This is a genomic window from Azohydromonas lata NBRC 102462 (genome assembly GCF_001571085.1).
Lineage (GTDB): Bacteria > Pseudomonadota > Gammaproteobacteria > Burkholderiales > Burkholderiaceae_C > Azohydromonas > Azohydromonas lata.
Map to the genome: position 1 here is coordinate 27,627 of NZ_BCTC01000002.1, position 16,490 is coordinate 44,116.

Consider the following 16,490-nt stretch of genomic DNA (forward strand, 5'->3'; position numbering starts at 1 on the left):
CCATGTCGTGCCGCAAGCGCACCGGCGGCTATTGCCGGCGCCGGACGATGATGCCCACGGCCAGCAACCCGGCCAGCAGCAGCAGGGTTTCGGATGTGGGGAAGGGGCCTTGCGACGGGTCCGGCTCGCCCGGCTTGGCGACCGTGGCCGGCGAGGTGTTGGCCACCGGGCGCACGGCGCCGGGATCCATCCCGGCTTCGCGAGGCACCAGCACCTGCACGGCGGCCGGCGTGTTGGCGGCAACGGTCGTGGCTGTGGTGGAGCCCAGCCCGCTGCCCGCTCCCGTGACGGCAAACACCGCGGGGGCAAAAACAACGGCGGCGGCCGACAAGGCCGCGGCCAGGACCCAAGACTTCGATCTCATGCCATCTCTCCTGAAGGGCGGCACTTCTGGAATAAGGCGCCGGCGGCAGGGAGCCGCGGCGGCGCATGGAGGGGGCGTCGACGGTGTGCCGGCTTGCCGGAATGGGGCCAGCCGTCGCGCGTTCGGGTATTTACCGATCTCCGCGAGTCCCGTGGCACCCCGTGCTCCAAGGCCGGGTGTCACAAGACGTTGATGCTTGGTTGCAAATCTTCTATGCGCGGGCGCAATGCCGGCGCCGGTTTTAGGTGCGTCCAGGGGCGCTGCGTAGACTGCGCCGCATGCAACGTTTCATCGTCGGCGGCGCCGTGCGCGACCGCCTGCTGGGCCTGCCGCACAGCGATACGGACTGGGTGGTGGTCGGCGCCACGCCGCAACAAATGGTGGATGCGGGCTACCGCAACGTCGGCGCGGACTTCCCGGTCTTTTTGCATCCGGAAACAGGCGAGGAGCACGCGCTGGCGCGCACCGAGCGCAAGAGCGGGCGGGGTTACCGTGGTTTCGCGGTGTACGCCGCGCCGGACGTGACGCTGGAAGACGACCTGCGCCGCCGCGACCTGACCATCAACGCCATGGCGCTGCGCGAGGACGGCACGCTGGTGGACCCCTGGGGCGGCGAGCGCGACCTGCGCGAGCGCGTGCTGCGCCACGTCAGCCCGGCCTTCGTGGAAGACCCCGTGCGCGTGCTGCGCGTGGCGCGCTTCGCGGCCCGCTTCACCGAGTTCAGCCTGGCCGGCGAGACGCTGGAGCTGATGCGCCACATGGTGGCCGAGGGCGAGCTGGACCACCTGGTGCCCGAGCGCGTGTGGCAGGAGCTCGCGCGCGGGCTGATGGAGCCGCGGCCCAGCCGCATGCTGGAGGTGCTGCGCGACTGCGGCGCGCTGGCCGTGCTGCTGCCGGAGGTGGATCGCCTGTGGGGCGTGCCGCAGCCGGAAGCGCACCACCCCGAGGTGGACACCGGCGTGCACCTGCTGCTGGTGCTGGATTGCGCCGCGCGGCTGCACGCGCCGCTGCCCGTGCGCTTCGCCTGCCTGGGCCACGATCTGGGCAAGGGCACCACGCCGGCCGAGATCCTGCCGCGCCACCTGGGGCACGAGATGCGCAGCGTGAAGCTGCTGCAGGACGTCTGCGAGCGCTTGAAAGTGCCCAACGACTGCGCACATCTGGCGGAGGTCGTGGCGCGCGAGCACGGCAACGTGCACCGCAGCGGCGATTTCAATGCCAAGGCGCTGCTGCGGCTGCTGGAGCGCTGTGACGCGCTGCGACGCCCGGAGCGCTTTGAACAGTTGCTGCTGGCCTGCGAGTGCGACGCGCGTGGCCGTGCCGGGCGCGAGGACGTGGACTACCCGCAGCGCCGCCGCCTGCGGGCCGTGCTGGGCTGGGCGCGCGGCATGGACGCCCACGCCGCGTCGGCGCAGGCCGTGGCGCGCGGCCTCAAGGGGCCGGCCATAGGCGAGGCGGTGCAGCAGGCGCGGGTGGCGGCGATAGAGGCCGGGCTGGCCGGCTGGGCCGGCCAGGACGAGGACGGCGGCGAGCCCTTCGGCCTTTGAACAGGCTTTGCGGGCCCTGAGGCGGGCGCCGGGGCGTCCTCAGATCAGCAAGCCGATCAGTCCCATCAGCAAGCTCAGCACCAGGCTGCTGGCCAGCGGCACGTGGAACTCGCGGCCGCGCCAGCGGAAGGTGAAATCCCCGGGCAGGCGGCCCAAGCCGATCTTGCGCAACCAGCTGTTGAGGCCGCTGAAGACCAGCGAGGCCAGCAGGAAGACGATCAGCCAGCGCATGCGGTCCTGACGGTGCCGCTCACAGCCGGTGGCTGCGGTCGCCCCGGGTGAAGCCGACGGGATCGAACCCTTCAGGCAGCCCGCGGCCGAAGGCGATGACCTTGAACAGCTCGCCCATCTCGTGCTCCTGCATCAGCTTCTGCCCCAGGGCGCGCTCGCGCACGCCGGCATCGGCCAGGCGCTGCGCCAGCCCGCAGTTCATGAGGAAGTGCGCCTGCGAGGTGTAGCCCAGCACGTCCAGCCCGGCGTCCTGGCCGGCCAGGGCGATGCCGGTGAAGTCCACGTGGGCGGTGATGTCCTTCAGGCCCACGTCCGACAGCGGGTCGGTGTCGGCCTGGTGGGCGCGGTGGCACATCAGCGTGCCGCCGTGGCGCTGCACGTGGTAGTACTCGGCTTCCGGAAAGCCGTAGTCGATGAAGAAGGCCGCGCCGCGCTGCAGCCGCTCGGCCAGCGTGGTGATGAAGGCGCGGGCCTGCGGATGGATTTCCGTCACCGTGCCGGGCAGGAAGGGCCCGTCCACGGGCGGGCGCAGGTCCGTGGGCCGGTCGGCGAACGTGAAGCGCCACTCGTCCACGGCCACGCCGCGCTCCAGCCACTGTGCGCCGTCCCAGTGCAGCAGTTGCACGGGCATGGCGTCCAGCACCTCGTTGCCCACGGCCACGCCTTCGATCACGTCCGGCAGCGCGTCCACCCAGCGCACGCGCTCGCCGAAGGCGGCCAGCCGCTGCTGCTGGCGCTGCCGCAGCGAGGCCGACAGCTCCACGATGGTGTAGCGGCGGCAGCGCTCGCCCAGGGCCTCCAGGAGCTGCTGCGCCAGCGCGCCGGTGCCGGCGCCGAACTCGACGACCTCGTCCAGGCCCGCCTCGTCCAGCACCTGCGCCACCTGCACGGCCACCGTGTGGCCGAAGAGCGGGCTGAGCTCCGGCGCGGTGATGAAGTCGCTGCCGCCTTCGGGGAGGGCGCCGAACTTCACGCCGCCGTGGGCGTAGTAGCCCAGGTGCGGCGTGTACAGCGCGGCGGCCATGAAGCGGTCAAAAGGCCACCATCCGCCTTCGGCGGCGATGTCCTGGCGCAATCGGTGGGCCAGCTCGGCCGATACACTGGCGGGTTCGTCTTTTCGCATGTTGGGATTGTAGGAATCATGGTCCAGCGACCCGCCGTGCTGGTTACCGGCAGCGCCCGCCGCATAGGGCGCAGCATCGCCCTGGAGCTGGCCGCCCACGGCTGGGACGTGGCGCTGCACTGCCGCGGCTCGCAGGGCGAAGCGCACGACACCGCCGAGGCCGTGCGCGCCCTGGGCGCGCGCTGCGAGATCCTCAGCGCCGACCTGTGTGACGAGGCCGCCACGCGCGCCCTCGTCCCGGCGGCGGTGAGGGCTTTCGGCCGGCTGGACGCGGTGGTCAACAACGCCTCGCTGTTCGAGCACGACACGGTGGAGACCTTTTCCCATGCCGCCATGGAGCGGCAATGGAAGGCCAACACCGCCGCGCCCGTGCTGCTGGCGCAGGCGCTGCATGCCCACCTGGCCACGCGCGAGGGCGCGCGCGGCTGCGTGGTGAACCTGCTGGACCAGAAGCTGTGGAACCCGAATCCGGACCACTTGTCCTACACCCTGTCCAAGGCGGCTTTGGAGAGCGCCACCACGCTGCTGGCCATGGCGCTGGCGCCGCGGGTGCGCGTGGCGGGCGTGGCGCCCGGCGTCACGCTGCCCTCCGGGCCCATGGACGAGCGGCAGTTCCAGGCCGCGCATGCGATGACGCCCCTGGGCCGCTCCTCCACCGCCGAGGACATCGCGCACGCCGTGCGCTTCGTCCTCGAATCGCCGGCCATCACCGGCACCACGCTGCTGGTGGATGGCGGCCAACACCTGGCACGCCAGGCGCGCGACGTGCTTTTCCTCGCGCCCACGAACACCGATTGAAGTCATGCAAAGCCTGCTCTCCCATCCCAGCCTCATGTCCTGCCGCAGGCTGTTCCTGCGCAACTACGAGGTCTGGATCAACATCGGCGTGCACGACTTCGAGAAGAAGGGCGAGCAGCGGGTGCTGATCAACGTGGAGCTCTACATCCCGCTGGCACTGTCCACGCCCAAGGCCGACGAGCTGGCCGAGGTGGTGGACTACGACTTCATCCGCCGCACCATCGCCGAGCGCGTCTCGCGCGGCCACATCCACCTGCAGGAAACGCTGTGCGACGACGTGCTGGCCCTCATGCTGGCCCACCCGCGCGTCATGGCCGCGCGCGTGTCCACCGAAAAGCCCGACGTGTATCCCGACTGCGAGGCCGTGGGCGTTGAAGTCTTCGCGGTCAAGAACGACGAGTCCCAGGCCTCCTGAGCATCACCATGAGCAGCATCCCCGCCCCCGCCCTGAACGGGCAAGACGCCGAACTGTCGGCGCAGACCCTGGCCCAGGCCCCCGCCGACGCCGACGAGGAGGCGCGCCGCGCCGAGAAGAAGGCTGCGTTCGAGATCAACAAATTAGCCAAGCGGCTGCACCGCCAGGTCGGCCAGGCCATTGCCGACTTCAACATGATCGAGGAGGGCGACCGCGTCATGGTCTGCCTGTCCGGCGGCAAGGACAGCTTCACGCTGCTGGACATCCTGATGAACCTGCGCCAGCGCGCGCCCATCAAGTTCGAGCTGGTGGCCGTGAACCTGGACCAGAAGCAGCCCGGTTTCCCCGAGCACGTGCTGCCGGAGTACCTCAAGGGCCTGGGCATCCCGTTCCACATCGAGAACCAGGACACCTACAGCATCGTCAAGAAGCACATCCCCGAGGGCAAGACGATGTGCAGCCTGTGCTCGCGGCTGCGCCGCGGCATCCTCTACCGCGTCGCGGGCGAGCTGGGCGCCACCAAGATCGCGCTGGGCCACCACCGCGACGACATGCTGCAGACGCTGTTCATGAACATGTTCTTCGGCAGCCGCATGAAGGGCATGCCGCCGAAGCTCGTGAGCGACGACGGGAAGAACATCGTCATCCGCCCGCTGGCCTACGCGGCCGAGACCGACATCGAGCGCTGGGCCGCGCACCGGCAGTACCCCATCATTCCCTGCACCCTGTGCGGCAGCCAGGAGAACCTGCAGCGCGTGCAGATCAAGCAGATGCTGCGCGACTGGGACAAGCGCTTCCCCGGCCGCATCGACAACATGTTCACCGCCATGGGCAACATCGTCCCGTCGCACATGATGGACAAGCGGCTCTACGACTTCACGGGTCTCAAGGCCACGGGCCTGGCCGATCCGGAGGGCGACAAGGCCTTTGACCACGACGACGAGCCGCCGGTGCAGAACGTGGTGCAGCTGCAGCTCGACCGCTGAACCCCGGCGCGGGCGCCGGCCTCGCCTGGCGGGGCATGGCGCTTGCCGAACCCACCCGTCACGGGAGCCCCGTCATGAAGTTCCACCGCCTGCCGCTTGCGCTGGCCGCCGCCGTCGCGGTCAGCGGCTGTGCCTCGCTCAACCAGGTGTCGTCCGACGTGGTGGGCTATGGCGCCTGGCCCGCCGGGCGCACGCCCGGGGGCCGCTACGTGTTCGAGCGGCTGCCCTCGCAGCAGGCCGAGCTGACGCTGCAGCAGCAGCTCGAAGACGCGGCGCGGCCCGCGCTGGCGCAGGCCGCCTTCACGCCCGCGGCCGACGCGGCGCAGGCCGCCGTGAGCGTGCAGGTCAACCTGCGCAACATGCGCTTTGAGCGGCTGGACTACGCCTGGGGTCCGTGGGGCGGCCCGTGGGGGCCGGCGTGGACGGTGCCGGGTCGGCGCTATCCGGGCTTCTGGGGCAACCCGTGGGGGCCGCCGTGGTGGGGGCCGTCCTTCAGCACGCCCTGGTACGAGCGCGAGGTGAGCGTGCTCATACGCGATCGCAACGGCGGCGCGGTGCTGTACGAGGGCCACGCGCGCAGCGACGGCGCGCTCGCCGGCAGCCCGGCGCTGTACGAGGCCATGTTCCGCGCCGCGCTGGCCGACTTCCCGCAGGGCAACCCCTCGCCGCGGCGCGTGAACGTGCCGCTGGAGGCGGAATCGGCCAAGGCGCCTTGAGGGCCCGGCAGCAGCGTTGTGGGGCTGACAGGCAGCAGGTCCTGCCTCGCAGCTCACGTTGCGATAGGGGACCGCCTGGGTCCCCGCCTGCGCGGGGATGACGAGGTCGTGGGCGCGGCTCGCCGGCTTGCGGCGCACGCTCACCCCTTGGCCGGCGCCGCCAGCGCCCTGAAATCCATCTCCCACCCCTGCAGCCGCTCGCGTGCGGTGCGGCGCTGTTCCGGCGTGGTGAGGTTGTGGATCTCGGCGGCCAGGCCGCAGTTGAACTGCTCCAGCGCGGCCTGGTAGCGGTTTAAATCGTCCTGAGCAGGCGCCTGCAGGCGCTGCGCCAGGGCGCGCAGGGCGTCCTGCGCCTGCGCGGGCGTGGCGCCCTGCAGGCCGCGCAGGGTGCGCAGCACCTCCTGCTGGCGCGCCACGCGCAACTGCAGGGAGCGCTCGCCGTCGAAGGGCGTGTCGGCCTCCAGTTGGGCGATGCGCTCGCGCTGCGCGCGCTCCAGCCGCCCGTAGAGCTTTTCCGCCCGCTCCACCGTGCGCTTGTGCAGCGCCTGGCGCTGCGCGGCGGCGTCCGGCTTCACGAAGTCCGAGCGGTAGTCGCGGTTGACCTTGTCGAAGCGCTTCTGGATGTTCTTGAGCTGGTCGGCCTGCAGCGTCACGGCCAGCGCGGCCACGGTGGGCAGGCCGTGCGTGAAGGCGGCCTCGGCCCAGTGCTCGCCTTCGTCGCGCAGCGCGCACACCGCCGCAGGCGTGGTGTCGGCCGCGGTTTGCGGCTGCAGTTGCGCCAGCCGCGCGGCGTAGACGGGCAGTTGCGTGTGGCGGTGCCAGTCGAACCACTGGGCGATGGCCGCGCGCACGCGCGGGGCCTGCTCGTCGGTGAAGTCGGCGTAGCCGTCGGCCCACCAGTACAGCAGCTCATCCGCTTGCTTGTAGACCAGCCGCATGGCGCCGCAGCCGCCGAGCGCCAGCAGCAGCAGGGCCGCCGCGATAATCCGCCAACCTCGCAAGGACTCAGTTTTCATGGCATCCAACGTCGTCATCATGGCCGCGGGCAAAGGCACCCGCATGAAGTCAGCGCTGCCCAAAGTGCTGCACAAGCTCGCCGGCCGCAGCCTGCTGCAGCATGTGCTGTCCACCGTGGAGGCGCTGGATTCGCGGCGCACGGTGGTCATCACGGGCCACGGCGCCGAAGCGGTGGAAGCCGCTGTGGCCGCACCCGGCCTCCAGTTCGTCCGCCAGATGCCTCAACTGGGCACGGGGCATGCCATCCAGCAGGCGTCGCCCGCGCTGGATGTGGCGCAGCAGACCACGCTCATCCTCAACGGCGACGTGCCGCTCATCCGCGCGCAGACGGCGCAGGCGCTGATCGAGGCCTGCGGCGGCCAGCGCCTGGCGCTGCTGACCATCGAGCTGGCCGACGCCAGCGGCTACGGCCGCATCGTCCGCGAGGGCGAGCAGGTGCGCGCCATCGTCGAGCACAAGGACGCCAGCGACGCCCAGCGCCGCATCCGCGAGGTCTACACCGGCATGATGGCCGCGCCCACGGCGCTGCTGCAGCGCTGGGTATCGCAACTGAACAACGACAACGCCCAGGGCGAGTACTACCTGACCGACATCGTGGCCATGGCCGTGGCCGACGGCGTGCCGGTGGTGGCCACGCCCGCCGCGGGCGAGACCGAGGTGCTGGGCGTCAACAGCCCGGCGCAACTGGCCGACCTGGAGCGCCGCTTCCAGCGCCAGCAGGCCGAGGCGCTCATGGAAGCCGGCGTGCGGCTGATGGACCCGGCGCGCTTCGACCTGCGCGGCCAGCTCTCCTGCGGCCAGGACGTGGACATCGACGTGGGCTGCGTGTTCGAGGGCGAGGTGCAGTTGGGCGACGGCGTGCGCGTCGGCCCGCACTGCGTCATCCGCAACGCGCGCATAGGCGCGGGCGTGCAGATCGCCGCCTTCACCCACATCGACGGCGCGCAGGTGGGCAGCCAGGCGCAGATCGGCCCCTTCGCGCGGCTGCGCCCGGGTGCGCAACTGGCGGAGGAGGTGCACATCGGCAACTTCGTGGAGGTGAAGAACTCCACGCTGGCGCGCGGCGCCAAGGCCAACCACCTGGCCTACCTGGGCGACGCCACGGTGGGCGCGCGCACCAACTACGGCGCGGGCTCCATCACCGCCAACTACGACGGCGTCAACAAGCACCGCACGGTGATCGGCGAGGACGTGCGCATCGGCTCCAACTGCGTGCTGGTGGCGCCGGTCGCCATCGGCGACCGCGCCACCATTGGCGGTGGCTCCACCATCAGCAAGGACGCCCCGGCCGACCAGCTCACCGTTGGGCGCGCCCGGCAGGTGTCGCTGTCGGGGTGGCAGCGGCCGGTGAAGAAGGCGAAGTAAACGCCTCCCGCAGGAACAGCAAAGGCCGCACGAAGCGGCCTTTGCCGTTTTCAGGGCCGGCGGCGGCCCGGGGGCGGCGTCAGCCGCGCCGCGCGCGAGCCCGCAGCAAGTCCAGCCGCTGGCAGCCGTGTCGCGCCGAGAGGTATTCCGGCGCGATGGCCGAGACGGCCGCGGGCTGTATGCCCAAGGCCTGCAGCCCCGGGAGCTGGCCGCTGGCGACGTTGTCCACCTTCATGGAGTCCAGGTTGTCGCCGGACATCAGCGGCTCGCCGGGCAGCAGTTGCATGAAGCCGGCCTGCAGCCGGCCCACGGCGTCCGGCAGCGGAATGATGGGGCGCTCATGCCCGCAGGCGCGCCCGGCCAGCTGCACCAGCTCGGCCAGCGTGTACACGTGCGGGCCGGCCAGCTCGTAGGTCTGGCCTGTGGTGGTGTGCGGGTCTTCCAGGCACTTGAGCAGCGCCCGCGCCACGTCGTGCACCCACACGGGCTGGAAGCGGGCGTGGGCGCCGGCCAGCGGCATCACCGGGGCCCAGGCCTGCAGCCTGGCGAACAGGTTCAGGAAATGGTCCTCCTCGCCGAAGATCACCGAGGGGCGCAGGAGAGTCACGTCCAGGCCCGAGGTCAGCAGCGCGGCCTCGCCGGCAGCCTTGGAGCGCAGGTAGCGCGACGGCGCGTCCGGCGCCGCGCCCAGGGCGCTGACGTGGACGATGCGCCGCACGCCCGCGACGCGGCAGGCATGCACGAGCTTGCGCGGCAGCTCGGCGTGCACGCGGCGAAAGCGCGCCTCGTCGCCGTGCAGGACGCCCACCAGGCTCACCGCCGCGTCGCAGCCCTGCAGCAGCCGCGCCAGCGCCGCCTCGTCGTGGATGTCGGCCTGCACCATCTGCACGTCCGGCAGCGCCAGCAGGGCGCGGCGCTGGCCGGTGTGGCGCGTGGGCACCACGACCTCGGTGTCGGGATGGCGCTCGGCCAGTTGGGCACACAGGGCCCGGCCCACGAAGCCGGTGCCGCCCAGGATGAGAACTCGCTTCATGACGGTCTCCAGGTGACGGACTGCTTGCACTGGCAAATGACAGGCGCGGCCTTACGGCAGTTCAGCGTCCGGCGCGCGCGTACCGGGCCCAATGGTGGCGCCCAGGCGCGACTTCAGGCTCATGGGCTGCCCGGCGATGAGCGCGGCGTAGTCCACCGCGTTGGACAGCACCTTCTGCACGTAGTCGCGCGTCTCGTTGAAGGGGATGCTCTCGGCCCACACCGCGGCCTCCAGCGTGCCGCCCTCGCTCCAGCGCCGCGGCCGGCCCGGGCCGGCGTTGTAGGCCGCGGCGGCCAGGGCCTGGTGGCCCTCGAAGCTGTCCAGCACGAGTTTCAGATAGCCCGTGCCGATCTTGAGGTTGGTGTCGCGGTCGGTGATGAGGTCGCCGGAGTAGGGAATGCCCAGCTTCTTGGCCGTCCAGCGCGCGGTGGCGGGCATGACCTGCATCAGCCCCGAGGCGCCCACGTGCGAGCGCGCGTCGGTGATGAAGCGCGACTCCTGCCGTATGAGGCCGTAGACGTAGGCCGGGTCCAGGCCGATGGCGCGCGCCTCGCGCAGCACCGCCTGGCGGTGCGGCATGGGGAAGCGCTGGTTCATGTCGATCTCGTCGCGGGTCTTCTCGCTGGTGTTGATGCAGCGGTCCCACACCTCGCGCTCGCAGGCGCGCTGCGCGGCGGCCAGCAGCGCGCGGTCGTCCATGCCGCGCAGCGTGAAATTCCACTCGCGCACGCCCTCGTTGCGCAGGCCGATGTCTATGAGCTGCAGCGCGCGCGACAGGCCCGGGTTGGCGTTGGCCGCCTCGCGCTCGGCCTTGCTCAGGGGCTGGGGGGTGGGCGGCAGCGCGGGCTTGCGGCCCAGTTCCTCGGCGGCGAGCTTGCCGTAGTAGCCCACGCCGGTGGCGATGCCCGCCAGCGCCTGCTGCGCCTGCTGGCGCACGGGGTCGCCGTCGGCGCCGCGCACGGCTTCGGCCAGCACGGCGCGGGACTTCCAGTACACCCACACCGGTTCGCGCTGGCGTGCGCCGGGCATGGCGTCCACGGCGTCGCGCACCAGGGCCCAGCGCTGTGGGCTGCCGCGCAGCGCGGCGCGCGCCTGCCAGGCCAGCATGTCCTCGCTCCACGCCACCTTGGGGCCGGGCGCCACGGCCAGGGCGCCGGCGCGCAGGTACCACTCCGAGGCCTGCGGCAGCAGTTTCAGCGCGCCCTGCAGGCCCACCTGGCCCCACACCCAGCCGGCGAGCTGCGGCGGCAGGCGGTTTTGCCAGTCCTGCGCCAGGGTGGCGGCGCTTTCGGGGTCGGACGCGGCGGCGCGGGCCAACGCCAGCGCGGTGAGCTCGGCACCGGTGCGGTCGCCGGCCGAGGCCTTGCGGGCCAGGTAGCGCGGGGGCTGGCTGAAGGCGTCGCTGACGCTGGCGGTCAGGCCCGGCACGTTCAGCAGCGCCGCGGCGGCCATCGCGGCCTTGGGCCGGTTGCCCTCGGCGGCCAGGCGCACCTTCTGCCAGATCTCGTCGGTGCTGAACACGCCGGCGCGAACCAGCGTGGAGGCCAGCAGGTGGCAGCCGTCGTCCAGGTCGCGCTGCGCGAACCAGGCCTCGCGCGCGGCCTCGCGCACGTCCTTGCCGGCGAGATGGTCGGAGAGCAGCGCGTAGCAGCTGACCTCGCGGTCGTCGTTCATGCGAAAGCGCGGGTAGTCGCGGCTGAAGGCCGACCAGTCGCGGCGGCGGCCCAGCTCCAGCAGCCAGTCGTTGCGCAGCCGGTCTTCGACGTAGGTGCCGCTCCAGCGCGTGTAGAAGGCTTCGACCTCATCGGTCGTGGCCTGCGCCAGGCGGTTGCCGAGCTCCCAGTACTCGACCCAGGAGGCCAGCGGGTGCTGTTCGGCGTTGACCAGGCTGCGCGCGGCGGCGAGCTTCATGCGGTCGCGCTTGCGCAGCGCGTCGCGGGCCTCCACCACGATGTCGTCGCCGCTTTGGGCATGGGCGGCGGGAAGGGCGCAGGGCAGGGCGGACAGCAGCGCAAGCGACAGCGCGGCCAGGCGGAAATGGCGGTTCATGGAGGAGCGACAGGAGGAGAACCGGCTGAATCTAGCGCAGCGCGGGCCCGGTCCAAGCGTGCAAAAAATGCCCTGCCGCCGTGCACGGCATAGCAGGCTCAATTCCCGTTCGAAAACATCGCCTTGGCGTGAAAAGCGGCCGGTGCGCGCAGTGCCTCAGGCCGCCGGCGCGGCGTCCTCGCCCAGCGCCAGGCACGAGGCCGCGGCCTGCGCCAGCAGCCACTGCTGCAGTTGCGCCAGCTCCGGGCGCGGCCGCGTGGCGCGCCCGGTGATGAGCCAGTAGGCGTAGGGCGAGTGCGCGCGCGCGGCCGCGCCAAAGGGCTCCACCAGCTCGCCGCGGGCGAGCGACTCGTGCACCAGCGCCAGCCGCGCCAGCGCCACGCCCTGGCCGGCCAGCGCGGCCTGCACCTGCTGGTACGTGAAGTTCAGGTAGATCCAGCGCGCGGGCTCCAGCCGCGGCACGCCCTGCTGGCGCAGCCAGTGGCGCCAGCTCAGGTACTCGGCGGAGGGGCGGTTGTCGTCCTCCTCCAGCAGGGTGTGCCGCGCCAGGTCGGCGGGCGACTCCAGCGGCGGCGCCAGGCCCGCGCGCGATTGGGCCAGGTAGCCGGCGTTGACCACGGGCGTGAGCCGCTCGCCGAAGAGGCGCTGCGAGTCCGGCGGCACGGCGCTGGGCAGGGTGTAGCGCAGCACGAGGTCGACCTCGGGGTCGTCGAGGTCGGCCATGTTGTCGGTGGCGCTGACGCGGATGTCGATGTCGGGGTGCTGGCGCTGGAAGGCTTCCAGCCGCGGCAGCAGCCACAGCGAGGCCAGCGACGCGAAGGTGGAGATGCTCACCTGGCGCCGCCCGCGTGCCAGGCGGATCTGGCGCACCGTGGCGTCCAGCCGCTCCAGCATGGGCAGCACGGCGCGCTGCAGCGTGGCGCCGGCGGTGGTGAGCTCCACGTGGCGCGTGCCGCGCGTGAAGAGCTGTGCGCCCACCTCCTCTTCCAGCGCCTGGATCTGGCGGCTCACGGCCGACTGCGTGAGGTGCAGCTCCTGCGCCGCGGCGCGAAAGCTCAGCAGCCGCGCCACGGCCTCGAAGCTGCGCAGCGCGCCGACGGAGAGCGGGCGGTGGGGCACTCTATTCATGATCAGGGCGCATCAATCAAGGCTTGTGAAGTCATTGGACCGGCAGGGGGTATCGCCACGATAGTAGAGCTGTGACGGACGCCAGGAGGCCCACATGAAGACGCAGATTTTGATGCCTGAAACGCAACGCTCGCAAGGCGCCGCCGCGCCGGTGTGGACGCTGTCGCGCCGGCAGGCGCGGCGTCTGGCGGCCACGCGCCACCGCCGTTTCCTGCGCGTGCTGGAGGGCGAGTTGTGGGTCACGCCCAGCGCCGGCGCGCGCAGCGCCAGCGAGGACTTGTGGCTGCGCGCCGGCCAGCGGCTGGAGTTGCCCGCCGGGGTGGAGTTCGTGGCCGAGGGTTGGCGCGACAGCCGCTTCGAGCTGCTGCTGGCGCCGGGGCCGGTGGCCGCGTGGAGCGCGCAGTGGCTGCGGCCGCTGCTGTCGCGCGTGCACCGCGCCTTGCGCGGACGCGGCGCCCCGCTGGCTGCGGGCTGAGGGTGCCGGCGGCGGCCCGTGGCGGGCCATGCTGGGGCTGCTTGCCGGGGCACAAGTCCAGCGCAATGCGCTGCCGGCACAATGGGGGCCTTTCCCTCACTGCGCTTTTGCCCTTGCCGCCATGACGACACCTTCGTCCCTGCCGCTGGACTTTTCGCGAGACAAGACCCTGCTGCGCCGCCAGTTGCAAGCCGAGCGCCAGTCGCTGGTGGACCGGCTGCAGCGCGCGCAATACCTGCAGCAGGTGCTGCGCGTGTGGCTGTGCACCCGCAAGGAAACGGCCATCGGCGCGTACTGGCCCATCAAGGGCGAGTTCGACGCGCTGCCCGCGCTCTACCGCTGGAGCGAGGCCGAGCCGGGCCGCCGCATCGGCCTGCCGGTGATTGACCGCGAAACCAAGCAGCTGCGCTTTCACGTGTGGTGGCCCGGTTGCCCCATGGAGGAGGACGCGTTCGGCATCCCCAAGCCCAAGGACACCGAGAGCTTCCAGCCCGAGATGCTGCTGGTGCCCTGCGTGGGCTATGGGCCGGGCGGGCTGCGGCTGGGCTACGGCGGCGGCTTCTACGACCGCACGCTCGCTGCGCTGCAGCCGCGCCCCTACACCGTGGGCCTGGCCTACACGCACGGCTGGGTGCCGTGGCTCAAGGGCGAGCCGCACGACGTGCCGCTGGACGCCATCCTCAACGAAGAAGGTTTGGCTTGGCAGCAACCTGATTGAAGTTTGGTGCTGGATGCGCCGGCAACCGCAGGCGCGTCCAGGCCTGGCACCCATGAAAAACGGCGGCCCGCGGGCCGCCGTTCTCTTTGGAGCGGGGACTGCTTAGAAGCGGTAGCCCACGCCGACGCTGATCAGGGTCGGATCGACCTTGAAGGTGCCGTTGGACACGTTCAGCGCCGGGATGTTCACGTCCGTCAGGTGGATGTGTACCTTCTTGACGTCCAGGTTCAGCAGCCAGCCGCCGCTCAGCGGCACGTCCACGCCAGCGCCGAAAGCCAGGCCGAAGCTGTTCTTGTCGTAGCTGGACGGCACGATCAGGTTCAGGTTGGAGAAGCGAGTGTAGTTGATGCCCACGCCGGCGTAAGGACGGAAGCCCTGCAGGCCGGTGACGTGGTACTGCAGGCTCAGGGTCGGGGGCAGGTGCTTGACGGTGCCGACCTTGCCCAGGGCGCCCAGGGTCAGGTCATGCTTTTGCGGGTAGGTCAGGACCAGCTCGGCAGCCAGGTTGGGCGTGAAGAAGTAGGTGATGTCGACTTCAGGAAAAGTCTTGTTGTCCAGCTTCAGGCCGGCGTCGCCCAGGGAGCCCTTGTCAGCCGAATCCAGATGCAGCGCGCGGCCACGCACGATCCAGTCGCCGGTGTCCTGGGCTTGAGCCAGGGGGGCAGCCAGGGCGGCCAGGGCGGCGATGGCGATCAGGTGCTTTTTCATGTCCTCTTCTCCTCGATACGGGGTTAAAGCCGTGTGGCAGAAGGGGATTAAAGGCGCCGGCCCTGGCCAGTGAATTGAGCTGAAGCAATGTCAATCAGGGTTGTTGCGGACTCGCCACGTCCGCAAGGCCCAACCCTGAAAGCTGATCTGAATCAAATTGGCCGGCTCAGCGGCCCAGGCGGCGGCACAGTTCCAGCACCGCGGCGGACTGGTTCATGGTGTAGAAGTGCAGCGCAGGCACGCCCTGGGCCAGCAGCTTCTCGCACAGCGCCGTGATCACGTCCAGGCCGAAGGCCTTGATGGAGGCCGTGTCGTCGCCGAAGGACTCCAGCCGCAGCCGCATCCAGCGCGGCACCTCGGTGCCGCAGGCGTCGGCAAAGCGCAGGATGCCCGACGCATTGGTGATGGGCATGATGCCCGGCACGATGGGAATGTTGACGTTCAGTGCGCGCGCATCGTCCACGAAGCGGAAGTAGGCATCGGCGTTGAAGAACATCTGCGTGATGGCCGAGCTGGCGCCGGCCTCGACCTTGGTGGCGAAGGCCAGCAGGTCGGCCCGCGGCGAGCGCGCCTGCGGATGCATCTCGGGATAGGCGCCGACTTCAATGGTGAAGTGCGAGCCCGTCTCCTCGCGGATGAAGCGCACCAGGTCGCTGGCGTAGCGGAACTCGCCCAGGGCGCCCGCGCCGAAGCCGCTGGGCAGGTCGCCGCGCAGCGCCACGATGCGGCGAATGCCCGCGGCCTTGAACACGGCCAGTTGCTCGCGTATCGAGTCGCGGCTGGCGCCTATGCACGAGAAGTGCGGCGCGCCCTCGTGGCCTTCGGCCAGGATGGCCTGCACTGTCTGCAGCGTGCCGCTTTGCGTGGAGCCGCCGGCCCCATAGGTCACGGAGCAGAACTCCGGCCTGAGCGCGTAGAGCTGCTCGCGCGCGGCCGCGAGCTTGGTCACGCCCTCGGGCGTCTTGGGCGGAAAGAACTCCAGGCTGAGCGGGAAGTCCCGCGCCATGGCTTGAGTCATGTGTCGTCTCCCTGGCGTGCGGGCCGCGCCCACACGAAGAATTCACGGTTGCCGTCGCCGCCGGTCACGGGGCTGTCCAGCCAGCCCTGCACGTGCAGCGCGCACTCGGCGCAAGCGTCGCGCAGGCGCTGCTCCACGCGGGCGTAGGCGGCGGCGTCCTTCACGAGGCCGCCCTTGCCGATGTCCGCCGGCTGCAGCTCGAACTGCGGTTTGACAAGCATCAACAGGTCGCCCCGCGGCGCCAGCAGCGGCGCCAGGGCCGGCAGCACCAGCGTCAGCGAGATGAAGGACAGGTCACCGGTGATGAAGCCAAAGCCGCCGGCCGGCATGGCCTGGCCCAACTGTTGCGGCAACAACTGGCGGGCGTTGAGGCCTTCAAAGGCTTGCACGCGCGGATCGTCGCGCAGGCTGGGGTGCAGCTGGCCATGGCCCACGTCCACGCCCACCACGCGCTGCACGCCCTGCGCCAGCAGCACGTGCGTGAAACCGCCGGTGCTCTGGCCCACGTCCAGCGCGGTGCGGCCCGCGAGGTCCAGCCCGGTGGCGCTCAGCGCGCCTTCGAGCTTCAGGCCGCCGCGCGACACCCAGCGCAGCTCGGCGTCGTCGGCCACCTGCAGCTCGCAGCCGGCGGGCAGCTCGTCGCCCGCCTTCCTGGGCACGCTCCAGCCCGTGGGCGAGAGCCAGCGCACGGCGCCGCGCTGTATCAGGCGCTGCGCCGCCGAGCGGCTGGGCGCCAGGCCGCGCTGCACCAGCAGCTGGTCCACTCGCATGGGCAACTTCCTTCCTTGCAGGCGGCCGG

Annotated in this window: 18 protein-coding genes; 8 read left to right on the top strand and 10 right to left on the bottom strand. The window is 71.2% G+C overall.

Annotation, left to right across the window (positions count from 1 at the left end; genetic code table 11):
• Positions 1-28: 28 nt before the first annotated feature.
• Entirely contained in the window at positions 29-364 is a 336-nt protein-coding gene (locus ALA01S_RS01125) for a hypothetical protein (protein WP_157118691.1), read from the bottom strand.
• Positions 365-642: 278 nt separating this feature from the next.
• On the opposite strand from ALA01S_RS01125, the gene ALA01S_RS01130 reads away from it, so the two are divergent.
• Positions 643-1,911, top strand: coding sequence for a multifunctional CCA addition/repair protein (locus ALA01S_RS01130; RefSeq protein ID WP_066330869.1), 1,269 nt, complete (start codon positions 643-645; stop codon positions 1,909-1,911).
• A gap of 39 nt (positions 1,912-1,950) precedes the next feature.
• On the opposite strand, the gene ALA01S_RS01135 is transcribed toward ALA01S_RS01130, so the two are convergent.
• Both ALA01S_RS01135 and ALA01S_RS01140 read right to left on the bottom strand, forming a co-directional pair.
• Complete coding sequence (locus ALA01S_RS01135; RefSeq protein WP_066330870.1) at positions 1,951-2,142, bottom strand: DUF2905 domain-containing protein; 192 nt, start codon at positions 2,140-2,142, stop codon at positions 1,951-1,953.
• Positions 2,143-2,161: 19 nt separating this feature from the next.
• The gene (locus ALA01S_RS01140; RefSeq protein ID WP_066330872.1) at positions 2,162-3,265 is read right to left on the bottom strand and encodes a class I SAM-dependent methyltransferase; all 1,104 of its coding nucleotides are present in this window, start codon (positions 3,263-3,265) and stop codon (positions 2,162-2,164) included.
• 18 nt (positions 3,266-3,283) lie between these two features.
• Between ALA01S_RS01140 and ALA01S_RS01145 the strand changes: the two genes are divergently transcribed.
• From ALA01S_RS01145 to ALA01S_RS01160, 4 genes are all read left to right on the top strand, one after another.
• Entirely contained in the window at positions 3,284-4,063 is a 780-nt protein-coding gene (locus ALA01S_RS01145; RefSeq protein ID WP_066330874.1) for an SDR family oxidoreductase, read from the top strand.
• Between the two features lie 4 nt (positions 4,064-4,067).
• Positions 4,068-4,478, top strand: a complete 411-nt coding sequence (locus ALA01S_RS01150; RefSeq protein WP_066330876.1) for a dihydroneopterin aldolase — start codon at positions 4,068-4,070, stop codon at positions 4,476-4,478.
• An 8-nt stretch (positions 4,479-4,486) separates the two neighbouring features.
• Positions 4,487-5,464, top strand: coding sequence for a tRNA 2-thiocytidine(32) synthetase TtcA (ttcA, locus tag ALA01S_RS01155; RefSeq protein WP_084267100.1), 978 nt, complete (start codon positions 4,487-4,489; stop codon positions 5,462-5,464).
• Positions 5,465-5,538: 74 nt separating this feature from the next.
• Entirely contained in the window at positions 5,539-6,180 is a 642-nt protein-coding gene (locus tag ALA01S_RS01160; RefSeq protein WP_066330878.1) for a DUF4136 domain-containing protein, read from the top strand.
• A 140-nt stretch (positions 6,181-6,320) separates the two neighbouring features.
• Here ALA01S_RS01160 and ALA01S_RS01165 read toward each other — a convergent pair whose 3' ends face one another.
• Positions 6,321-7,196: a DUF6279 family lipoprotein gene (locus ALA01S_RS01165; protein ID WP_066330882.1), complete on the bottom strand. Its 876-nt coding sequence runs from the start codon at positions 7,194-7,196 to the stop codon at positions 6,321-6,323.
• On the opposite strand from ALA01S_RS01165, the gene glmU reads away from it, so the two are divergent.
• On the top strand, positions 7,195-8,562 hold the full coding sequence (gene glmU / locus ALA01S_RS01170) for a bifunctional UDP-N-acetylglucosamine diphosphorylase/glucosamine-1-phosphate N-acetyltransferase GlmU (protein ID WP_066330884.1): 1,368 nt from the start codon (positions 7,195-7,197) through the stop codon (positions 8,560-8,562). The genes ALA01S_RS01165 and glmU overlap by 2 nt on opposite strands.
• A gap of 79 nt (positions 8,563-8,641) precedes the next feature.
• On the opposite strand, the gene ALA01S_RS01175 is transcribed toward glmU, so the two are convergent.
• The 3 genes from ALA01S_RS01175 to ALA01S_RS01185 all read right to left on the bottom strand — a co-directional run bounded on the left by ALA01S_RS01175 (position 8,642) and on the right by ALA01S_RS01185 (position 12,772).
• On the bottom strand, positions 8,642-9,595 hold the full coding sequence (locus tag ALA01S_RS01175) for a complex I NDUFA9 subunit family protein (protein ID WP_066330887.1): 954 nt from the start codon (positions 9,593-9,595) through the stop codon (positions 8,642-8,644).
• Positions 9,596-9,646: 51 nt separating this feature from the next.
• Positions 9,647-11,644, bottom strand: coding sequence for a lytic transglycosylase domain-containing protein (locus ALA01S_RS01180; protein ID WP_066330889.1), 1,998 nt, complete (start codon positions 11,642-11,644; stop codon positions 9,647-9,649).
• A 156-nt stretch (positions 11,645-11,800) separates the two neighbouring features.
• Positions 11,801-12,772, bottom strand: coding sequence for a LysR substrate-binding domain-containing protein (locus tag ALA01S_RS01185; RefSeq protein ID WP_066330890.1), 972 nt, complete (start codon positions 12,770-12,772; stop codon positions 11,801-11,803).
• Positions 12,773-12,866: 94 nt separating this feature from the next.
• On the opposite strand from ALA01S_RS01185, the gene ALA01S_RS01190 reads away from it, so the two are divergent.
• On the top strand, positions 12,867-13,247 hold the full coding sequence (locus ALA01S_RS01190) for a DUF2917 domain-containing protein (protein WP_066330892.1): 381 nt from the start codon (positions 12,867-12,869) through the stop codon (positions 13,245-13,247).
• 121 nt (positions 13,248-13,368) lie between these two features.
• Entirely contained in the window at positions 13,369-13,965 is a 597-nt protein-coding gene (locus ALA01S_RS01195) for a 5-formyltetrahydrofolate cyclo-ligase (protein ID WP_066330894.1), read from the top strand.
• A gap of 102 nt (positions 13,966-14,067) precedes the next feature.
• Here ALA01S_RS01195 and ALA01S_RS01200 read toward each other — a convergent pair whose 3' ends face one another.
• The 3 genes from ALA01S_RS01200 to ALA01S_RS01210 form a co-directional block, all read right to left on the bottom strand.
• Entirely contained in the window at positions 14,068-14,673 is a 606-nt protein-coding gene (locus ALA01S_RS01200) for an OmpW/AlkL family protein (protein ID WP_066330896.1), read from the bottom strand.
• Between the two features lie 166 nt (positions 14,674-14,839).
• Positions 14,840-15,691, bottom strand: coding sequence for a methylenetetrahydrofolate reductase [NAD(P)H] (gene metF / locus ALA01S_RS01205; protein WP_066330899.1), 852 nt, complete (start codon positions 15,689-15,691; stop codon positions 14,840-14,842).
• Entirely contained in the window at positions 15,688-16,461 is a 774-nt protein-coding gene (locus tag ALA01S_RS01210; protein ID WP_066330902.1) for a TlyA family RNA methyltransferase, read from the bottom strand. Before ALA01S_RS01210 ends, metF begins: the two co-directional genes overlap by 4 nt.
• Positions 16,462-16,490: the final 29 nt, after the last annotated feature.